The organism is Rahnella aquatilis CIP 78.65 = ATCC 33071 (assembly GCF_000241955.1).
GTDB lineage: Bacteria > Pseudomonadota > Gammaproteobacteria > Enterobacterales > Enterobacteriaceae > Rahnella > Rahnella aquatilis.
This window is the reverse complement of record NC_016818.1, coordinates 1,548,673-1,567,805: the sequence shown is the minus strand read 5'-3', so window position 1 is coordinate 1,567,805 and position 19,133 is coordinate 1,548,673. Positions and strand designations below refer to the sequence as shown.

The following is a 19,133-nucleotide window of genomic DNA, read 5'->3' as shown; positions in this document are numbered from 1 at the left end:
CGGCAACACATAATTTTTAAGCCGCGATCGTTGCATAACTATGCTGCGGAAGTTACCATCTGCGGCATCAATGGCTATTCACTATTTGCGCATGAGTATTCAACTTAATAGCATCAACTGCTTCTACGGCGTGCATCAGGCGCTTTTTGACATCCAGCTCGACTGCCCTGCCGGTGAAACCCTGGTTTTACTTGGGCCAAGTGGTGCAGGTAAAAGCTCCCTGTTACGTGTTCTGAACCTGCTGGAAATGCCGCGTTCAGGTACTTTGCAGATCGCCGGTAATACCTTCGATTTCACCCGCAAGCCGGATGAAAAAGCGGTTCGCGAATTGCGTCAGAACGTCGGTATGGTCTTCCAGCAATACAATCTGTGGCCGCACCGTACGGTGCTCGACAATTTACTGGAAGCGCCTGTGCGTGTGCTGGGGCTGACGAAAGACGTTGCGCTCGCGCGTGCCCAGAAATTGCTGACCCGTCTGCGTCTGACCGATTACGCCGATCGTTTTCCGTTACATCTTTCCGGTGGTCAGCAACAGCGTGTGGCGATTGCCCGTGCGCTGATGATGGAGCCTCAGGTTCTGCTGTTTGATGAACCGACCGCCGCGCTTGACCCGGAAATCACTGCCCAGATTGTCAGCATTATTCGCGAACTGGCCGGCACCGGTATTACTCAGGTTATCGTGACCCACGAAGTTGAAGTTGCGCGTAAAACCGCCAGCCGCGTGGTGTACATGGAAAATGGCCGCATTGTCGAGCAAGGCGATGCCTCCGTTTTCGCACAGCCGCAAACCAAAGAGTTTGCCAGCTACCTTTCCCACTAAACTGTATTTCTCTCAACATATTGATTGATGTTTCTACGGAGTTTGCGATGAAAAAATTAGTAATTGCCGCGGTTCTGGCTACCGTCAGTTTGTCTGCCAGCGCTGCTGATACCATCCGTTTCGCGATGGAAGCGTCTTATCCTCCGTTTGAGTTTGTCGACTCCAGCAATCAGATCCAGGGCTTTGACGTCGATCTGGCTAATGCCATGTGTAAAGAGATGCAGGCGACCTGTACATTTACCAATCAGGCGTTTGACAGCCTGATCCCAAGCCTGAAATTCCGCCGTTTTGACGCGGTCATTTCCGGTATGGACATCACGCCTGAACGTCAGAAACAAGTGGCTTTCACCAACCCGTACTATGATAACTCTGCTATTTTCATCGCCCATTCTGGTCAGTTCACTGACGTTGCAGCACTCAAAGGCAAACGTGTCGGTATGCAAAACGGCACGACGCATCAGAAATACCTGATGGATAAGCACCCTGAAATCACCGCCGTTCCTTACGACAGCTATCAGAATGCCGTATTGGATCTGAAAAATGGTCGTCTGGACGCCGTATTCGGTGACACCGCCGTGGTGAACGAATGGCTGAAACAGAACAAAAACCTGGCCGCTGTGGGTGACAAAATCACTGATCCGACTTACTTCGGTACCGGTCTGGGTGTTGCGGTTCGTCAGAACAATACCGAATTGCTGACTAAACTGAATGATGCTCTGGCAAAAGTGAAAGCAGACGGCACGTACAAGACGCTGTATTCAAAATGGTTCCAGCAATAAGTTTGCCTATCAATGACTGAATTCCAACCTTTAGCAAGCGCCGCCGGGATGACCGTCGGCCTTGCCGTTTGTGCGCTGATCCTCGGCCTGGTGCTGGCGATGATCTTCGCCGTCTGGGAATCTGCGCCGTGGAAGCCGCTTAGCTGGCTGGGCACCGCGTGGGTTACCGTCCTGCGCGGGCTGCCAGAAATTCTGGTGGTGCTGTTCATCTATTTTGGCTCCTCGCAACTGCTGATGGTGCTGGCCGACGGCTTTAGCATTAATCTCGGCCTGTTTGCCATTCCGATAAAACTGCCGATCGAGAACTTTGAAGTCAGCCCGTTTGTATGCGGTGTGATCGCACTTTCCCTGCTGTACTCGGCTTACGCTTCACAGACTTTGCGCGGTGCACTGAAAGCCGTGCCGCAAGGACAATGGGAGTCCGGTCAGGTGCTGGGCATGAAAAAGTCAGCGATTTTCTTCCGTCTGATCATGCCGCAGATGTGGCGTCATGCGTTGCCGGGGCTGAGTAATCAGTGGCTGGTTCTGCTTAAAGATACCGCGCTGGTGTCGCTTATCAGCGTGAATGACCTGATGCTGCAAACCAAAAGCATCGCAACCCGTACGCAGGAGCCGTTTACCTGGTATGTGATTGCGGCGTGTATTTATCTGCTTGTCACCCTGTTCAGCCAGTTCGTGATTAAACGCATTGAACTGCGTACCACACGCTTTGAACGGAGTGCTTCCTGATGTGGGAATATTTACCTGAAGTCCTGAAAGGATTGCACACCAGCCTGACGCTGACCCTGGCGGCACTGATTGTGGCGCTGCTGCTGGCGATGATTTTTACCGTGATCCTGACGCTGAAAGTGCCGGTGGCCAGTCAGATCGTTAAAGGTTACATCACGCTGTTTACCGGCACGCCGTTGCTGGTACAAATCTTCCTGATTTACTACGGACCGGGTCAGTTTCCGTCGATCCGTGAAATCCCGTGGTTATGGGAAGTCCTGTCGCAGCCGTGGCTTTGCGCGATGTTTGCGCTGGCGCTGAACAGCGCGGCGTATACCACGCAGCTGTTTACCGGGGCGGTACGTGCAATTCCGTCCGGTCAGTGGCAATCCTGCGAAGCGCTGGGCATGTCGAAACCACAGACCCTGCGTATTCTGTTGCCTTACGCCTTTAAACGCGCCTTGTCGTCGTATTCCAACGAAGTGGTGCTGGTGTTTAAAAGTACCTCGCTGGCCTACACGATTACGCTGATGGATGTGATGGGGCACAGCCAGCTGATGTATGGCCGCACCTATGACGTGATGGTGTTTGGCGCAGCCGGTCTTGTGTATCTTTGCGTGAACGGGTTGCTGACCCTGATGATGCGCCTGATTGAGCGTCGCGCCCTGGCGTTTGAGCGCCGTAACGGATAGCCAGACAAAAAGCTGAAGGGACGAGAAATCGTCCCTTTTTTTGTGCCTGAAAAACGAACCCCATCCTTGTTTATAAATTTTTAATCAAATTTATTGCATATAAATTCATTTAATGGCACTTTATTAGCTGGTTTCACTTCCTGCCAGTTGTCCGATTATATTAATAAAATCAGCACACTGTACCATGAAGGGAATGTCATTTTATAAACGGGAATGTATTGCATGAAAAAGCTGATCCTCGCCGCCCTCTTGTCTGCCACGGTTTTCAATGCCACCGCTGCTGAAACCCTTCGTTTCGGTACTTCCGCCACGTATCCGCCGTTTGAATCGATCGGCGCTGACAACCAGATTATTGGTTTTGATATCGATCTGGCGAACGCGCTGTGTAAGCAAATGCAGGAAACCTGTACCTTCACCAATCAGCCGTTTGATGGCCTGATCCCGGCACTGAAATTCCGTCGTTTCGATGTGATTATTTCCGGTATGGATATCACCGAAGAGCGCAGCAAACAGGTGACGTTTACCCAACCTTACTATGCCAACACCGCGATGATCATCGGGCCGAAAGGCAAGTTCGCTTCTGTTGCGGACCTGAAAGGTAAGCGTGTCGGTCTGGAAAATGGCACCACGCACCAGAAATACCTGATGGAAAAGCATCCTGAAATCACCACTGTCGGTTACGACAGCTATCAGAATGCGATTCTGGATCTGAAGAGTGGTCGCCTGGACGGGCTGTTAGGAGACTCCGCCGTACTGAACGGCTGGCTGAAATCCAATCCGAATCTCGGTGAAGTGGGCGAAGTGATTAAAGATCCGCAATACTTTGGTACCGGCGTTGGCATGGCTGTGCGTCCTGATAATAAGGCACTGCTGGCGAAACTGAACACGGCGCTTGAAGGCATCAAAGCCAACGGCGAATTCCAGAAATTGAATGATAAATGGTTCCCGGCACACTGATTCCCCGTCATCCTTTTTTAACAGCCGTCTAAAAAGGCGGCTGTTATGCGTGACATCTCCCAAATATGCAACGAAGCAGAACTTATTACATCCAAAAAGTGACATTCGTCACACCACATTCATGGAATGACTTTTACACTGTTCAACCGTAATCACTGCGAGACCGAATGTTTATGCACGCACGTTTTCACACCGCCTTTGCGGCACTCCCTGAAAATTTATCCTCCGCACTTGAGCCGTTTTTGCGACATGATGACTTCCCCGCCATGCTCACTGCGGCTGATGTTGCGCAGGTAAAACAGGCGACCGGACTGGATGATGACGCGCTGGCATTTGCCCTGCTGCCTCTGGCCGCTGCCTGTTCCGTTACGCCGATTTCTCATTTCAATGTCGGTGCCGTCGCACGCGGCACGTCGGGTAATCTGTATTTTGGTGCCAACATGGAATTCGCCGGTGCGCCGATGCAGCAGACCGTTCATGCCGAGCAATCTGCGGTCACCCACGCCTGGTTGCGCGGTGAAACCCGTCTGGCGTCCATTACCGTGAATTACACCCCTTGCGGGCATTGCCGTCAGTTTATGAATGAGCTGACCAGCGGCACGGCGCTGGATATTCATCTGCCCGACCGGGAAGTGGCAACACTTGGCGATTATCTGCCGCACTCCTTCGGCCCGAAGGATCTGGACATCACCACCCTGCTGATGGACAAAGTGAACCACGGCTATACGCTGAAAAATGCTGATCCCCTTGCCCTTATTGCGCTGGATGCCTGCAACCAAAGTCATGCGCCTTACAGTAAGTCGCACAGTGGTGTGGCGCTGGAAACGCATAACGGCAAACAGTTCGGTGGCCGTTACGCCGAAAACGCCGCATTCAACCCGGGCCTGCCTCCGCTGCAGGCGGCGTTAATCCTGCTGAATATGTCAGGGGAAGATTGCCTGAAAGTTCGCCGGGCAGTACTGGTCGAACAAAAAGGTGCGCTGATCACACAAAGCGATGCCACGCGCGCCACGTTAAAAGCACTGGGCTGCGAAGATATCACCACGCTGGCCTGCTGATAATGTGAGCCGGTTAACACTAAAGACTTCGTTTCCGGAGTCTTTAGTTACATAACATTGTCATTACATTTGTCATTTGAAATCCTTATTTCCTCTCTGTTACCCTCACCGCTCCGAAATATAAAAAACAACATTCTGAAACCGGAAGAGTAAAACGATGGAACTTGAATACGAAAGTAAACGCCCCCTGTACATTCCCCACGCTGGCCCGATCCTGTTAGAGTTTCCGTTACTGAATAAAGGCAGCGCTTTTACGGAAGAAGAGCGCAGCAACTTTAACCTTCACGGTTTGCTGCCTGAAGCAGTAGAAACCATCGAAGAACAGGCTGACCGTGCCTACCGCCAGTTTCAGAATTTCAAAACCGACATCGATAAACATATCTATCTGAGAAACATTCAGGACACCAATGAGACGTTGTTTTACCGTCTGCTGGACAATCATCTCAGCGAAATGATGCCGGTGATTTATACCCCGACAGTCGGCGAAGCCTGTGAGCACTTTTCCGATATCTACCGCCGCGCACGTGGCCTGTTTATCTCTTATCCGAACCGTGCCCACATTGACGACATGCTGCAAAACGCCACCAAACAACACGTTAAAGTGGTGGTAGTCACTGACGGCGAACGCATCCTCGGCCTGGGTGACCAGGGCATCGGCGGTATGGGTATCCCGATCGGTAAGCTTTCCCTGTATACCGCCTGTGGCGGCATCAGCCCGGCGTATACCTTGCCGGTGGTGCTGGACGCCGGTACCAACAATCCGCAATTACTGAACGACCCGCTTTACATGGGCTGGCGTCATCCGCGTATTACCGGCGAAGAATATGAAGCGTTCGTTGATCAGTTTATTCAGGCCGTGAAAATCCGCTGGCCAAACGTTTTACTGCAATTTGAAGATTTCGCGCAGAAGAACGCCATGCCGATCCTCGAACGCTACCGTGATGAACTGTGCTGCTTTAACGATGATATTCAGGGCACAGCATCCGTGGCGCTGGGCAGCCTGATTGCCGCCAGTAAAGCCGCCGGTGGCAAACTGAGCGATCAGACAGTCACATTCCTCGGCGCGGGCTCAGCCGGTTGTGGTATCGCAGAACAAATCGTTGCGCAGATGAAATCTGAAGGTCTGAGCGAAGAAGAAGCCCGCGCCAAAGTCTTTATGGTGGATCGTTTCGGTCTGCTGACCGACAAACTGCCTAACCTGCTGGATTTCCAGAGCAAACTGGTGCAAAAAAGCAGCGCACTGGCAAGCTGGGGCATGGAAAGCGACAGTGTTTCCCTGCTGGACGTGGTGCGTAACGCTAAGCCAACGGTACTGATCGGTGTTTCCGGCCAGCCTGGCCTGTTCACCGAAGAAATCATTCGTGAGATGCACAAACACTGCGCCCGTCCGGTCGTCATGCCGCTCAGCAACCCGACATCACGCGTTGAAGCCACACCGGCAGACATCCTGAACTGGACCGACGGTGCCGCGCTGGTCGCCACCGGCAGCCCGTTTGCCCCTGTGAGCCACAAAGGCAAGCTCTACCCTATCGCACAATGCAACAACTCCTTCATCTTCCCGGGCATCGGGCTGGGTGTGATTGCTTCGGGAGCCACCCGCGTCACCGACGGTATGCTGATGGCCGCCAGCCGGACGCTGGCAGAGTGTTCCCCGCTGGCGACGGAAGGTAAAGGTTCATTGTTGCCGGATGTGGACGACATTCAGGGCGTGTCTAAATGCATCGCGATGGCCGTCGGTAAAGCCGCGCAGTTGCAGGGTGTCGCGATGGTGACCTCAGAAGATTCACTGTCGAAAGCCATTGAGCACAACTTCTGGGCACCGCAGTACCGCAGTTATAAGCGCACCTCTTTCTGATCCCGATGTAGTAAAAGAAGTCAGACTATGATCCAGACCAATGCTTTGCGCATTGGTCTTTTTTTTCGTTCAAATTGCAGCCCGTCGCGCAGATTAAGAAGTAATTCACTGAAAAGTGCTGAAAAAACCTGCGAAGCCTGTGGATGCAGAGCCCAACGTATTGCGAACCCCGAAGAGGTAAAGTAGCCTTGGATCCGATTTCCATCCGGTCATAACAGGGATACCTATGATTAAGCGACTCATCGCTGGCGTTTTCGGCATCATTATTCTGATGCTGGCGGTCGCTATTGGGCTTGATCAGTGGATAAGCATACGCACCCAGCCCTACATTTATGATGAAGTGCAGACTCTGCCGCACCGCCAGGTCGGCGTGGTGCTCGGCACCGCGAAGTATTACCGCACCGGCGTCATTAATCAGTATTACCTGTATCGTATCCAGGGCGCGATTAACGCCTACAACAGCGGCAAGGTGAAATATCTGCTGCTGAGCGGCGATAATGCGCAGCAAAGTTATAACGAGCCGAGCACCATGCGCCGCGACCTGATCGCCGCCGGTATTCCTGCCAGTGATATCGTGCTCGACTACGCCGGATTCCGCACGCTCGATTCCATTGTCAGGACCCGCAAAGTCTTCGATACCAACGATTTCATTATCATCACCCAGCGTTTCCACTGCGAACGGGCGTTGTTTATCGCGCTGCACATGGGCATTCAGGCACAATGTTTCGCCGTCCCTTCGCCGAAGAATATGCTCAGCGTACGCAGCCGCGAGATCTTCGCCCGCATCGGCGCGCTGACAGATTTGTATCTGCTTAAACGTGAACCCCGCTTCCTCGGCCCGCTGATCCCCATTCCCGCGGTACACACCATTCCGGACGATGCCCAGGGCTATCCGGCTGTAACACCGGAGCAGCTACTGGCATTACAACAGCAACTGGAAGCCGAAAAGAAAGCCGCCATTGCCAAAGCCGCTGCTGATAAGGCGGCGGCGGAAAAGGCCGCAGCAGACAAAGCTGCGGCAGACGAAGCGGCCAGGTTGAAAGCAGAACAGGAAGCCAATGACGCCGCACAGGATGAAACGGAAGATGTTGAGCCGACCGCAAAACCCGAACCGGCAAAGCCGGCAGGCAGAAATCCTTTCCAGCAGTGAAAACCCGACTGCTCCCTCCCCTGCGAAAGGGTTTGGCCTTTAGCGCCTCCCCACCCCAGCCCTCCCCTTCGCAGGGGAGGGAGCAGTCCGGTTCTGAATTTACGACAGCAAAAAAGGCCGCATAAGCGGCCTTTTGTTTTACTGCCTGATAGCTTATTTCTTCTTGGCGTACTTCAGGGAATCCAGCGCCACCGCGAAGATGATGATGCTGCCCTTGATGATGTACTGCCAGTAAGGGTTCACGCCGATGTAGGTCAGGCCGTAGTTGATGACGGTGAAAATCAGCACCCCGGTCACTACCCCTGCCACAGAACCCACACCGCCCGCGAAGGACACGCCGCCGACCACACAGGCTGCGATGGCATCAAGTTCGTACATAAACCCGAGGTTGTTAGTCGCACTGCCGATACGCCCCGCTTCCAGCAAACCGCCGAACGCGTAGAACACACCAGACAATGCATAAATCATGATCAGGTTTAACGGGACGTTAACGCCGGAAACTTTCGCGGCTTCCGGGTTACCACCGATAGCAAAGATGTTTTTACCGAAGCGGGTTTTGTTCCACAACACCCAGACAAAGGCGATCGCAATCAGTGCGTAGAAGGTAATATAGGAAAGTTTCAGGCCCCCTAAATGGATAAAGCCCTGTGCAAACTGGGAGAAGCCCGGGTCAAAGCCTGCCACCGGTGAAGAACCGACATAATCGTAATACAGAGAGTTAATCCCGTAGACGATAATCATGGTACCCAGCGTGGTAATAAACGGCGTGACGTTCAGGTAAGCGATAATAATACCGTTCAGCAAACCAATTAACGCGCCAACAATACACACGGTCAGAATAACCAGCGGAATAGGCACCACTTCCAGATGCGGGAAGACTTTATTGACGTTATCCATCGCCTGCAACATGGTGGCCGCGACAACCGCCGCTAAGCCCACCTGACGCCCGGCTGACAGGTCAGTACCCTGCGTGACGATAAGCCCCGCCACGCCCAGTGCAATAATAACGCGCACGGAAGACTGGGTAAGAATGTTACTTAAGTTGACGAGACTGAGGAAGCTGGGATCCTGGATGATAATAATGGCCAGTAAAACCAGCAATACCACATAAATCCCACCCTCTTTTAAATAAGTGAGAAAACTTTTCTTATTTAATGCTTTCATAATAAGAACCCTTAAAAATTAGAGATGCAAGGAAGCCAGGCGTAATATTTCGTTCTGCGAAGTATTTTTGGTTTCAACAATACCCGCAACCTGTCCATTACTCATAACCAATATTCTGTCAGTAATACCCAGCAACTCCGGCATTTCAGAGGAGATAATAATGATCCCCTTCTCTTTTTTCGCCAACTCGGTGATTAACTGGTAAATTTCAAACTTAGCGCCAACATCAATGCCGCGCGTCGGTTCGTCCAGCATTAATATCTCAGGGTTGGTTAACAACCAGCGCCCGATAATGACTTTTTGCTGATTCCCGCCTGACAATGAACCAATGCTGGTTTTATGTCCCGGCGTTTTTACCCGCATGGAATCAATAACCCATTGGGTATCGCTTTTCATCCGGGCGGTGTCGAGTAAACCGGCTTTATTCTTATATTGACGAATATTGGAAATCAGCGAGTTAAAGCCGATGTCCAGATACGCATAAATACCGGTTGAACGACGCTCTTCCGTCACCAGTGCAAAACCATGGTTAATGGCTTCATTGGCACTGTGATTATTAATTTTTTTGCCGTGTAATTTAATGGTTCCGGCGACTTTCTCGCGGATGCCAAACAACGTCTCGACGATATCAGTACGCTTTGCACCGACTAAACCGGCAATCCCGAGGATTTCCCCCTTATGTAAATCAAAGGAAATATCGCGGATTGAAGGCTGACGCAGCGAAGTCAGATTGCGTACTTCGAGGATGACTTCACCCGGTACGTTCTGGCGGTCAGGGAAACGCTGGCTCAGTGAGCGGCCGACCATCATGGAAATGATTTTATCCATGTCGAGACCTTCCAGCGGCTGGGTAATGATCCACTGGCCATCACGCAGGATGGTTATCTCATCGCACAACTGGAAAATTTCTTCCATCTTATGAGAGATATACACAATGCCGCAGCCACGATCTTTCAGCTTACGGATGATGGTGAACAGATGGTTCACTTCTTTTTCCGTCAGCGAGGACGTCGGTTCGTCCATAATGACGATTTTTGCATTGTAGGAAAACGCCTTGGCGATTTCGATCATCTGCATCTGTGAAACGGACAGCTTACCGACCTTGTCACGCGGGTCGATATCAATGTCCAGTTCGTCAAAAATCGCTTTGGTGTCTTTGTACATTTTGTCCTGATCGACAAAAAGTCCTTTGGTCGGATAACGTCCCAGCCACATGTTATCCATGACCGTACGTTGCAACACCAGGTTTAGTTCCTGATGGACCATCGACACGCCTTGTTCAAGCGCTTCTTTCGAACTTTTAAAATTAACTTCCTGTCCCTGAAAAAGAATGGTACCGGAGTCTTTGCTGTATATCCCGAAAAGGCATTTTAATAATGTGGATTTACCGGCGCCATTTTCACCCATCAGGGCATGAATGGAATGTGGACGCACTTTTAAATTCACATTATCTAACGCCCTGACGCCAGGAAATGATTTATTGATGCCACTCATTTCCAGAAGGAATTCGTCCGGTTTTTGTGTTGTGTCAGATAACGAATTATCGGCCATAGTTATACCTGGCTAAAGATAAAAATAAACGGGTGTATTAATACCTGATGTCAGCCCTGCGTGCAGCCGGTAAACGCACCACACGCAGAGCGACATGACGTCCTGTCAGATAAGCATTAACGTCTAATCATACTTAGTCTTTATTTACGGCTTAACCGCAATTATTTTTGCCACTGCTTAGCTTTGTTTTTTATTGCTGTCTGTCTTTACTGCTGCTGTCGTATTCTTATTTCACAAAGGAAGACAGATTGTCTTTATCCACGGCGACGTAAGGAATACGAACAACTTTGTTTTCAAGTTTCCAGTTAGTCCCTTCAGCGGCGGGTTTACCGTCAGCCAGGTTTCTCGCCAGATCAAACGTGGCTTTCGCCTGGTTGTTTGCATCGTTCAGCACGGTACCGGCCATTGCACCAGATTTCACCAGTGCCAGCGCTTCTGACAGGGCATCCACGCCAAATACCGGAATGCTGGTTTTGTTATGGGATTTCAGCGCTTCTACAGCACCCATTGCCATGGCATCGTTATTGGCAATAACCACTTCGATTTTGTTAGCGTTAGGGCCGGACAACCATGCATCCATCTTGTCTTTCGCCTGTGCGGTATCCCACATCGCGGTATCAAGTTGCAGCTGTTGCGTTTTCAGGCCTTCTTTGCCGTTCAGGGTGCTGATGACGTATTTAGTACGCGCTTCAGCATCCGGATGGCCCGGTTCGCCTTTGATCAGCACGTATTGGATCACGCCGTCTTTGTTCAGATCCCAGGCCGGGTTAGCTTTCCAGTGTTTAGCAATCAGCTCACCCTGGATAACGCCGGACTCTTTAGAGTCAGTCCCGACGTAGTAGGCTTTGTCATAGCTGTCTAAATCTTTACGGGAAGGTTCTTTGTTATAGAAAACGACAGGAATGCCAGCACCGCGGGCTTTCTCAATGATTACCGGGGCAGCAGCCGGGTCAACCAGGTTAATGGCCAACGCTTTAACACCCTTCGCCAGCATCACGTCAACCTGGTCATTCTGGGTAGACTGGCTGTTTTGCGAGTCATTCATCAGCAGTTGCACATCTGGGGTCGCTTTCGCATCTTTCTCAATGGCTTTACGAACTTCGGACATGAAGTTGTCGTCATATTTGTAGATGGTGACGCCGATTTTAGTATCAGCAGCATGCGCGGCAAAACCGAACATCATGCTTGCAGCCAGAGTCGCCAGGGTGAAGACCTTCTTATTCATTTGTATCTCCGGTTATGTAGGGTGTTACAGAATTTGGCACCGGAAATCCCTGCGGGAGCAGTACAGCTCCACGTCATGATTGTGGGTGCCTGCCATCCTTGACTTATAACGTCCTGACTCGCTGTGAAACAAGTCCGGCAAACCGGACCCAAATTGAATCATATTGAAAACGAATGAATCATAATGCGCGCGATGTTAATAAACTGTGAAAGTTCTCACAGATTGAAAACGGTTACATCGCGTTATTTGATCAATAAGTGACGGGTGCCACATTTTGCCAGGGTGCAACCGAATGGCGTCTGACCAGCGTGGGCATGAAACAATGCGAAACGCCCGTAGCTAGCTGTTCTGCTGCACCTTTTAAAGCCAGTTCGGTGGCAAGTGTCGCCATGGAAACGATCGGATAACGCACGGTGGTCATTTTCGGGCTGGTATAACGGGCAATCGGAATGTCATCAAAACCGATCAGCGAAAAGTCATCAGGAATGTTAATTCCGTTTTCTTTCAACACCGCCATCGCCCCTGCTGCCATTGAATCGTTGTAGGTAAACACTGCGCTGAGGTGCAGATTGCGCCCGAGCAGTTCGACCATCGCCGCTTCCCCGCCCTGCAGATCCGGCGAACTTTGCGCACGCCATGCGGCAGGGGGCGCGTCACCGCTCTGATGTGCCTGCATCATTGCCTGTGCGTAACCCTGATAACGCTGCAAATCGTCTTCGATGCCATGACTTGAACCGATGTAACCGATGCGCTGATGCCCCTGCGACAGCAACAGGCGGGTTGCCATTTCCGCGCCACTGACGTTGTTAAGCCAGACACAGCGGTGTTCGTAGCCCGGAATCACGCGGTTGATCAGCACCATCCCTGACACCTGATCCATAAATTGCGAAAGCTCGTCATCCCCCAGCGCTTTAGAATGCACGATGAGTGCGTTACAGCGCTGACGGATCAGAACCTCAATGGCGTGCCTTTCTTTTTCGGCAATATGATAGCTGTTACCTATCAGGACGTATTTCTGATGCTGCTGCGCGACGGTATCAACGGCTTTCACCAGTGCGCCGAAGAACGGATCTGACACATCCATAACCACAACGCCGATGGTATCGCTGCTTTGCGTGGCCAGTGCCTGCGCATTGGCATTGGGCCGGTATCCCAGCGTGGCGACAGCCTGTAACACATGCTCGCGCGCCTCTTTGCTGGCGATAGACGGATTGTTCAGAACACGTGACACGGTGGCGACAGAAACCCCCGCCAGCCGGGCAACATCACGAATTGTGACCATGCGTCGCTCCGTGATCAGCCAGAGAATGGTACGGAGGAATACGGAAATTTTTGACCCAGGAGGTAAAGAAACCAGACAAAGAGAAGCGAGGTGAAGTGCGCATGGCGTTTCCTTTTTTAGTGTAGTGGTCGTCGGAGAGGCACGACCGCTATCCTAAACATTTTGCGAAAACACCTGCGTGAATCTCGTCACAGGAAAGAAAACGTTTACATACAAATCTGCAACCTTCATCCCAAATCTATAATTTAGGATGATGTAATGACATCAGGTTCAGGCCGTTTTCAGTTCAACGCCGGAGGCTTTGACGGTCAGTTTTCGCCACAGCCATTCCACCGGCCCCTGCCGGAAATGACGCAACCACAGCACTGTCACCAGCACATTACAGGCCCAGATCAGCGGCACCAGCGCCACCAGTTGCAGCCGGTCGAAATGCTGGTAGAAGCCGAAGACGTTAAAGAAGGTGGTACAGATGACGGTCTGCAACAGATAGTTAGTCAGCGCCATGCGGCCAGTCTGTGAAATCCAGTGCGTCACGCGCCAGCGGGAGATCAGCGGCCAGAAGCCGTAACACAGCGCCAGATAGCTCACCGCCTGCATCACCGAGCCAATTTCACGCGGCACCTGCAACAGAAAACCGCTCCAGCGGTAGTCCCAGCCGGTACGATATTGCAGATAAATCGCCGGGATCTGAATCAGTAATGAAAGCGGTAACAATACGGCGGCAACCTGTCGGTAATGCGATGGACGAAACTCGCCTTTCAGCCATCCGCTGCGCATCAGGCCGGAACCTATAAGCATCGCGCCCGCCAGTTCCCAACCGTATTGCGCGCCGATCGCCAGCAAACTGGACGACAGCAAATCGAGCCGGTTCTGAATCGCCTCCCAGCCACCTTTGAGCCGCCAGTATTGTTCATACTGAATTTCCGCCGGCCCCGGCAGCCAGAAACTGCCGGGCTTTGGCGGGGTAATCAATCCCAGCATCGCCAGCACCGCCACGCCGATAAGATACAAAATGATGCCTGTTGAAATCAGCGACTGGCTGCTGCGCCCTTCCCGTACCATTCGCCAGCACACCAGACCAATCAGCCCGTAAGACAGCAAAATATCGCCGTCCCATAACAAGGTGGCATGGAGAAAACCGCACAATAATAAAATCGACAGCCGCGCCTGGATCCAGGGTTTACCGCGTGGCAGTAATAAATACAGACCGCCGCCAAACAGCATGGCAAACATCATCAGGAACTTGCCCTGCGCCACGGCGTCAAGCACCGCCCATGTCCAGGTATCGGAAACAGAAGGCGTTCCGGCAAACGCCGGATTCAGGTAGGCGGCTTTCGGTAAACCGAAGGCGCTGATATTGAGCAGAAGAATGCCAAAAATGGCGAGACCACGGGCAAAGTCGAGCGTGGCAATACGTGAGCGCACCCTGACATTCCTTTTGAAGATTATTGAGATATTTAAGAATAAGGGAAGAAAATCAGGGTGGCTACCCTCCAGGTAAATGAAGTTGCAGCAAGGCAGCCAGCGAGGACAAATTGGTCGGGAACCGATTTGAACAGCGCCTGCGCTGGCCCGAAGGGTGAGCCTCAAGGAAGAGGCTCACAAAGCCGATGAGCTGACTGATGTCAGTGATTCGGGTCTACGAACACAGCGAACACCGCTGCGGCTTTATTTACGACGGATGGCGGACGGTTCTTAAAAATTCTTGTCGCGTATTCTGACTGGATTTAAATAATCCGCCCAAAGAGGTTGTCGTCGTCGCACTGGTCGCATCACGCACACCGCGCGCTTTCACGCAGTAATGCACCGCATCAATGGAAACCGCGACATTGGTCGTGCCGAGCAGGGTTTGCAGGGCAACGAGGATCTGCTGGGTCAGACGTTCCTGAACCTGCGGACGCTGTGAAAAGAACTGCACAATGCGGTTGATTTTCGACAGGCCAATCACAGTCTCTTTCGGGATATACGCCACGGTTGCTTTACCGTCGATGGTCACGAAATGGTGTTCGCAGGTGCTGGTCAGGGTGATATCGCGCACGGTGACCATTTCATCCACTTTCATCTTATTTTCAATGACGGTGATTTTCGGGAAGTTGGCGTAATCAAGTCCGGAGAAAATTTCATCCACATACATTTTGGCGATGCGGTGCGGCGTTTCCGCCAGACTGTCATCGGAAAGATCCAGATTGAGAAGCTGCATGATGCCGGTCATATGCTCCTGGATCCGCTGCTTGCGCGTTTCGTTGTCGATCGGCAAAGCTTCACGCAGTGGGGTTTCCAGACCACGGGCTAACAGGGCCTCGTGAACCAAAATGGCTTCTTTACTCAGGGTTGACATGCTTTCTTCTCCGGCAGATGTAATCACTTTGACGCAGATCACGCTAAAGTGAGGTGGCTTACTGTAGTGGAGAGCCCGTTCAGAATCCAGTGATTGTCTTTCATGATGGATGAAATAGCTGCAAGTTATCGTTTGTGGCGAACCACCAGCGCACCGGCGATAATAAAACCGGCCAGTGCCACGTACAGCGCGGGTTCCAGACGATGCGTCAGCGCGGTAGAAATGGCCGAGAGAAGCGGGCCGAATAACTGGCCAACGGCATAACCGGTCGTCAGCAACCCGGCCATATAACGGCTGTGATTGGGTGCCAGCTCGCGGCTGTATTGTAAGGCTAATTGCACCACGCTGAGGAACCCCCCGCCGGTCAGTAACGCGCCGAGCACCAGACCACTGACGCCCGGCACCACTTCCGCACATAAAATCCCCAGCCCCTGGATCCATAACGTCAGCGCCAGACGGGTATGCGTGGTCAGACAATGACGGGTAAGAATACCGATGACAATGCCGATAACCGCCGCGCCACCAAACACCGGCCAGACAAACTGCGCGAACAGGCTGTCAGGGAAACGGGCACTCGCCATCTGCGATAAAAATGTCGCGGGCAGAATGTAACCAAAGCCCGCCAGACTATAACTCCACACCAGCCTCCTGAGCGCAGGCGTCATTACCAGCGGTTCTGTCGCCATATGCGACCGGTGTAAATCGCCTTTTCGCGGCAGATTCGGGGTAATGATCGCCACGAAAATCAGCGCCAGTACACCATAAACGCACCACGCCTGCGCTGAAGTGAGCTGCAAACTGTGAATACCCACCGCTAACATGCCGCTGAGGAAAATCCCCGCGCCCGGCCCGGCAAACACCGCGGCACTCATTGCCGGACGGCCATAATGCGCTAATCGTTCGTTACACCACGCCGAGACCATCACCATCGCCCAGCCGCTGGTCCAGCCAATCATAAAGCGCACGATGCTGTGCAGCACTTCGCCGGAAATCACCGCCGACAGTAATGTCAGGATCACCCCGCCCCACACGCCCAGCCACAAACGGCGTTCAAGATGTTTGCTGGCACGCATGCCATCAAACGCGCCACACAGATAACCGAGATAGTTGAACGCGGCGACCAGTCCCGCGCCGGTCAGGCTGAACTGATGTTCAGCTATCATTAAAGGAACCTGCGGCGTGAAGGCGAAGCGCCCGATGCCCATCGCGACGACAAAAGCCAGAAAACCACTTAGCGCAATACGAAAAGCCATAATTGCTCCGTCAAAAGAAACTGCAATGCAACATATTAGAAACAATAAGTAAACATACTCAAAGCCTGTCGCCGAAAACAGCAGATTTCTTAAAAGAAAGTGAATTGGAAGTTGTCGCTATGATGCCTTATGGATACAATCACGGAAACTGAATAATACAAACCAACTTGCTTACGATTAGAGAACACAGGAACCCATCATGGATCTCACTCAGTTACGGATGTTTTGCTGCGTAGCGGAAACCGGTTCGCTGGCGCGTGCGGCAGAGCAACTGCATCGCGTTCCGTCGAACCTGACCACCCGCCTGCGCCAGCTCGAACTCGAACTGGGCACCGATCTGTTTATCCGCGAGAAGCAGCGCATCCGCCTTTCCGCCATGGGTCACAACTTCCTTAACTACGCCGAGCGCATTCTGGCCCTGAGCGACGAGGCGATGAGCATCATGCATGCCGGTGAACCGGCCGGGAATTTTGCGCTGGGCTCGATGGAAAGCACGGCGGCAACACGTCTGCCGACATTGCTGGCGGCCTATCATCAGAAGTTTCCGCAGGTGGCGCTGTCGCTGGTGACGGCCACGTCCGGTGAAACCATTGACAGCGTCCGTGCCGGACGTCTCGCTGCAGCACTGGTTGATGGCCCGATCGATTTTGACGACATCAACGGCTGTATTTCTTTTCGTGAGCGGATGGTGGTGATCACCCCGCCGGGCGAATCACCGCTGGAAGCGCCCGCCGGTCGCAGCGGACATACCGTTTTTGCCTTCCGCCCCAGCTGTTCATACCGCCAGCGTTTACAGGGCTGGATCAAACAGATGAGTGTGCCGGTCGCCAGCACGCTGGAGATTCAGTCCTATCATTCCATGATGGCCTGTGTCGCCAGCGGTGCGGGTATCGCCATGATCCCGCGTTCTGTGCTGGAACAATTGCCCGGCCACGAGCGGGTAGAAATTCACGAAATCCCGGATGAGTTCGCCGATACCGCCACCTGGCTTATCTGGCGCCGGGACGCGTTCAGCCCGAATGTCCGGGCGCTGAAAGAACTGATCATCGAACAAAATGACGGGGTGATCCCGTTACTGAAACATCCGCTCGCCGGGGAACCTGATCCGGCGTTGCATCCGACTTATTAAATTAAAAACCGAATAAGTAAAAAACACCTGACTGGAGCTAAAAAATGCAAATGATCAAAACACGTGCGGCTGTCGCCTGGGGCCCGAATCAACCTCTGTCTATTGAAGAAGTGGATCTGATGCCACCGCAAAAAGGCGAAGTGCTGGTGCGTATTGTCGCCACCGGTGTTTGTCATACTGATGCTTACACGCTGTCCGGAAAAGATCCGGAAGGCGTTTTTCCGGCGATCCTCGGCCATGAAGGCGGCGGCATAGTGGAAGCGGTCGGCGAAGGTGTGACCAGCGTGGCCGTGGGCGACCACGTGATCCCGCTGTACACACCGGAATGTGGCGAGTGTAAGTTCTGTAAATCCGGCAAGACCAACCTTTGTCAGGCGATCCGTACTACACAAGGCAAAGGTCTGATGCCGGACGGCACCACGCGTTTCTTCAAAGACGGCAAGCCGATTTTCCATTACATGGGCACCTCGACCTTCTCCGAATACACCGTGGTCCCTGAAATTTCACTGGCGAAAATCAATAAAGAAGCGCCGCTGGAAGAAGTGTGTCTGCTGGGTTGTGGCGTGACCACCGGTATGGGCGCGGTTATCAACACCGCTAAAGTGAAAAAAGGCGACACCGTAGCTATCTTTGGTCTCGGCGGTATTGGTCTTTCTGCGATTATCGGCGCGGTGATGGCTGGCGCAGGCCGCATCATCGGTGTCGATCTGAACACCAGCAAATTCGATCTGGCACGTAAACTCGGTGCAACCGATCTGATCAACCCGAAAGACTTCGACAAGCCGATTCAGGATGTGATCGTCGAAATGACCGACGGCGGCGTGGACTTCTCCTTCGAATGTATCGGTAACGTGAACGTGATGCGTTCAGCACTGGAATGCTGCCACAAAGGCTGGGGTGAATCTGTCATCATCGGCGTGGCCGGTGCAGGCGAAGAAATCTCCACCCGCCCGTTCCAGCTGGTCACCGGCCGCGTATGGCGTGGTTCTGCTTTCGGTGGCGTGAAAGGCCGCAGCCAGTTGCCGGGCATTGTACAACGTTATCTGGACGGCGAATTCGCCCTGAATGATTTCATCACCCACACCCTGCCGCTGGAAGAAATCAACCAGGCCTTTGACCTGATGCATGAAGGCAAATCTATCCGTACGGTGATTCATTTTAATAAGTAAGGA

Annotated in this window: 17 protein-coding genes; 10 read left to right on the top strand and 7 right to left on the bottom strand. The window is 52.5% G+C overall.

Translation table 11 applies throughout. From position 1 onward, the window contains the following. The first annotated feature begins 91 nt into the window (after positions 1-91). The 8 genes from artP to sanA all read left to right on the top strand — a co-directional run bounded on the left by artP (position 92) and on the right by sanA (position 8,019). On the top strand, positions 92-820 hold the full coding sequence (artP, locus tag RAHAQ2_RS07180) for an arginine ABC transporter ATP-binding protein ArtP (RefSeq protein WP_086935294.1): 729 nt from the start codon (positions 92-94) through the stop codon (positions 818-820). Between the two features lie 47 nt (positions 821-867). Further along, the gene (gene artJ, locus RAHAQ2_RS07175; RefSeq protein WP_013574754.1) at positions 868-1,599 is read left to right on the top strand and encodes an arginine ABC transporter substrate-binding protein; all 732 of its coding nucleotides are present in this window, start codon (positions 868-870) and stop codon (positions 1,597-1,599) included. A gap of 12 nt (positions 1,600-1,611) precedes the next feature. Next, positions 1,612-2,328, top strand: coding sequence for an arginine ABC transporter permease ArtQ (gene artQ, locus RAHAQ2_RS07170; protein WP_013574753.1), 717 nt, complete (start codon positions 1,612-1,614; stop codon positions 2,326-2,328). Then, the gene (gene artM / locus RAHAQ2_RS07165; protein WP_015696588.1) at positions 2,328-2,999 is read left to right on the top strand and encodes an arginine ABC transporter permease ArtM; all 672 of its coding nucleotides are present in this window, start codon (positions 2,328-2,330) and stop codon (positions 2,997-2,999) included. Before artQ ends, artM begins: the two co-directional genes overlap by 1 nt. Positions 3,000-3,221: 222 nt before the next feature. Further along, on the top strand, positions 3,222-3,956 hold the full coding sequence (locus RAHAQ2_RS07160) for an arginine ABC transporter substrate-binding protein (protein WP_015696587.1): 735 nt from the start codon (positions 3,222-3,224) through the stop codon (positions 3,954-3,956). Positions 3,957-4,129: 173 nt separating this feature from the next. Then, a complete protein-coding gene (cdd, locus tag RAHAQ2_RS07155; RefSeq protein WP_037038665.1) occupies positions 4,130-5,014 on the top strand; it encodes a cytidine deaminase in 885 nt (294 codons plus the stop codon). A 157-nt stretch (positions 5,015-5,171) separates the two neighbouring features. After that, positions 5,172-6,869 carry an NAD-dependent malic enzyme gene (locus RAHAQ2_RS07150; protein ID WP_015696585.1) on the top strand — a complete coding sequence of 566 codons (1,698 nt, stop codon included), beginning with the start codon at positions 5,172-5,174 and terminating at the stop codon, positions 6,867-6,869. A gap of 226 nt (positions 6,870-7,095) precedes the next feature. Beyond that, positions 7,096-8,019: an outer membrane permeability protein SanA gene (sanA, locus tag RAHAQ2_RS07145; protein ID WP_015696584.1), complete on the top strand. Its 924-nt coding sequence runs from the start codon at positions 7,096-7,098 to the stop codon at positions 8,017-8,019. A 153-nt stretch (positions 8,020-8,172) separates the two neighbouring features. Here the strand turns inward: sanA and mglC are convergent, their stop codons facing one another. The 7 genes from mglC to RAHAQ2_RS07110 form a co-directional block, all read right to left on the bottom strand. Continuing rightward, positions 8,173-9,183: a galactose/methyl galactoside ABC transporter permease MglC gene (gene mglC, locus RAHAQ2_RS07140; protein WP_015696583.1), complete on the bottom strand. Its 1,011-nt coding sequence runs from the start codon at positions 9,181-9,183 to the stop codon at positions 8,173-8,175. An 18-nt stretch (positions 9,184-9,201) separates the two neighbouring features. Then, complete coding sequence (mglA, locus tag RAHAQ2_RS07135; protein WP_015696582.1) at positions 9,202-10,734, bottom strand: galactose/methyl galactoside ABC transporter ATP-binding protein MglA; 1,533 nt, start codon at positions 10,732-10,734, stop codon at positions 9,202-9,204. Between the two features lie 226 nt (positions 10,735-10,960). Next, positions 10,961-11,959 carry a galactose/glucose ABC transporter substrate-binding protein MglB gene (gene mglB / locus RAHAQ2_RS07130; RefSeq protein ID WP_015696581.1) on the bottom strand — a complete coding sequence of 333 codons (999 nt, stop codon included), beginning with the start codon at positions 11,957-11,959 and terminating at the stop codon, positions 10,961-10,963. A 250-nt stretch (positions 11,960-12,209) separates the two neighbouring features. Continuing rightward, a complete protein-coding gene (gene galS / locus RAHAQ2_RS07125; protein ID WP_015696580.1) occupies positions 12,210-13,241 on the bottom strand; it encodes an HTH-type transcriptional regulator GalS in 1,032 nt (343 codons plus the stop codon). Positions 13,242-13,511: 270 nt separating this feature from the next. Beyond that, positions 13,512-14,666, bottom strand: coding sequence for a DUF418 domain-containing protein YeiB (yeiB, locus tag RAHAQ2_RS07120; RefSeq protein ID WP_015696578.1), 1,155 nt, complete (start codon positions 14,664-14,666; stop codon positions 13,512-13,514). 247 nt (positions 14,667-14,913) lie between these two features. Beyond that, entirely contained in the window at positions 14,914-15,579 is a 666-nt protein-coding gene (folE, locus tag RAHAQ2_RS07115) for a GTP cyclohydrolase I FolE (RefSeq protein ID WP_015696577.1), read from the bottom strand. A gap of 125 nt (positions 15,580-15,704) precedes the next feature. Then, complete coding sequence (locus tag RAHAQ2_RS07110; RefSeq protein WP_015696576.1) at positions 15,705-16,832, bottom strand: YbfB/YjiJ family MFS transporter; 1,128 nt, start codon at positions 16,830-16,832, stop codon at positions 15,705-15,707. A gap of 199 nt (positions 16,833-17,031) precedes the next feature. On the opposite strand from RAHAQ2_RS07110, the gene ptrR reads away from it, so the two are divergent. Both ptrR and RAHAQ2_RS07100 read left to right on the top strand, forming a co-directional pair. After that, entirely contained in the window at positions 17,032-17,961 is a 930-nt protein-coding gene (gene ptrR / locus RAHAQ2_RS07105) for a putrescine utilization regulator PtrR (protein WP_015696575.1), read from the top strand. A 44-nt stretch (positions 17,962-18,005) separates the two neighbouring features. After that, complete coding sequence (locus RAHAQ2_RS07100) at positions 18,006-19,130, top strand: S-(hydroxymethyl)glutathione dehydrogenase/class III alcohol dehydrogenase (RefSeq protein WP_015696574.1); 1,125 nt, start codon at positions 18,006-18,008, stop codon at positions 19,128-19,130. Positions 19,131-19,133 lie beyond the last annotated feature (3 nt).

Bases quoted from the DNA above. Each gene is read 5' to 3' on its own strand.
- artP (WP_086935294.1), top strand. From the start codon at position 92: ATGAGTATTCAACTTAATAGCATCAACTGCTTCTACGGCGTGCATCAG.
- artJ (WP_013574754.1), top strand. From the start codon at position 868: ATGAAAAAATTAGTAATTGCCGCGGTTCTGGCTACCGTCAGTTTGTCT.
- artQ (WP_013574753.1), top strand. From the start codon at position 1,612: ATGACTGAATTCCAACCTTTAGCAAGCGCCGCCGGGATGACCGTCGGC.
- artM (WP_015696588.1), top strand. From the start codon at position 2,328: ATGTGGGAATATTTACCTGAAGTCCTGAAAGGATTGCACACCAGCCTG.
- RAHAQ2_RS07160 (WP_015696587.1), top strand. From the start codon at position 3,222: ATGAAAAAGCTGATCCTCGCCGCCCTCTTGTCTGCCACGGTTTTCAAT.
- cdd (WP_037038665.1), top strand. From the start codon at position 4,130: ATGCACGCACGTTTTCACACCGCCTTTGCGGCACTCCCTGAAAATTTA.
- RAHAQ2_RS07150 (WP_015696585.1), top strand. From the start codon at position 5,172: ATGGAACTTGAATACGAAAGTAAACGCCCCCTGTACATTCCCCACGCT.
- sanA (WP_015696584.1), top strand. From the start codon at position 7,096: ATGATTAAGCGACTCATCGCTGGCGTTTTCGGCATCATTATTCTGATG.
- mglC (WP_015696583.1), bottom strand. From the start codon at position 9,183: ATGAAAGCATTAAATAAGAAAAGTTTTCTCACTTATTTAAAAGAGGGT.
- mglA (WP_015696582.1), bottom strand. From the start codon at position 10,734: ATGGCCGATAATTCGTTATCTGACACAACACAAAAACCGGACGAATTC.
- mglB (WP_015696581.1), bottom strand. From the start codon at position 11,959: ATGAATAAGAAGGTCTTCACCCTGGCGACTCTGGCTGCAAGCATGATG.
- galS (WP_015696580.1), bottom strand. From the start codon at position 13,241: ATGGTCACAATTCGTGATGTTGCCCGGCTGGCGGGGGTTTCTGTCGCC.
- folE (WP_015696577.1), bottom strand. From the start codon at position 15,579: ATGTCAACCCTGAGTAAAGAAGCCATTTTGGTTCACGAGGCCCTGTTA.
- RAHAQ2_RS07110 (WP_015696576.1), bottom strand. From the start codon at position 16,832: ATGGCTTTTCGTATTGCGCTAAGTGGTTTTCTGGCTTTTGTCGTCGCG.
- ptrR (WP_015696575.1), top strand. From the start codon at position 17,032: ATGGATCTCACTCAGTTACGGATGTTTTGCTGCGTAGCGGAAACCGGT.
- RAHAQ2_RS07100 (WP_015696574.1), top strand. From the start codon at position 18,006: ATGCAAATGATCAAAACACGTGCGGCTGTCGCCTGGGGCCCGAATCAA.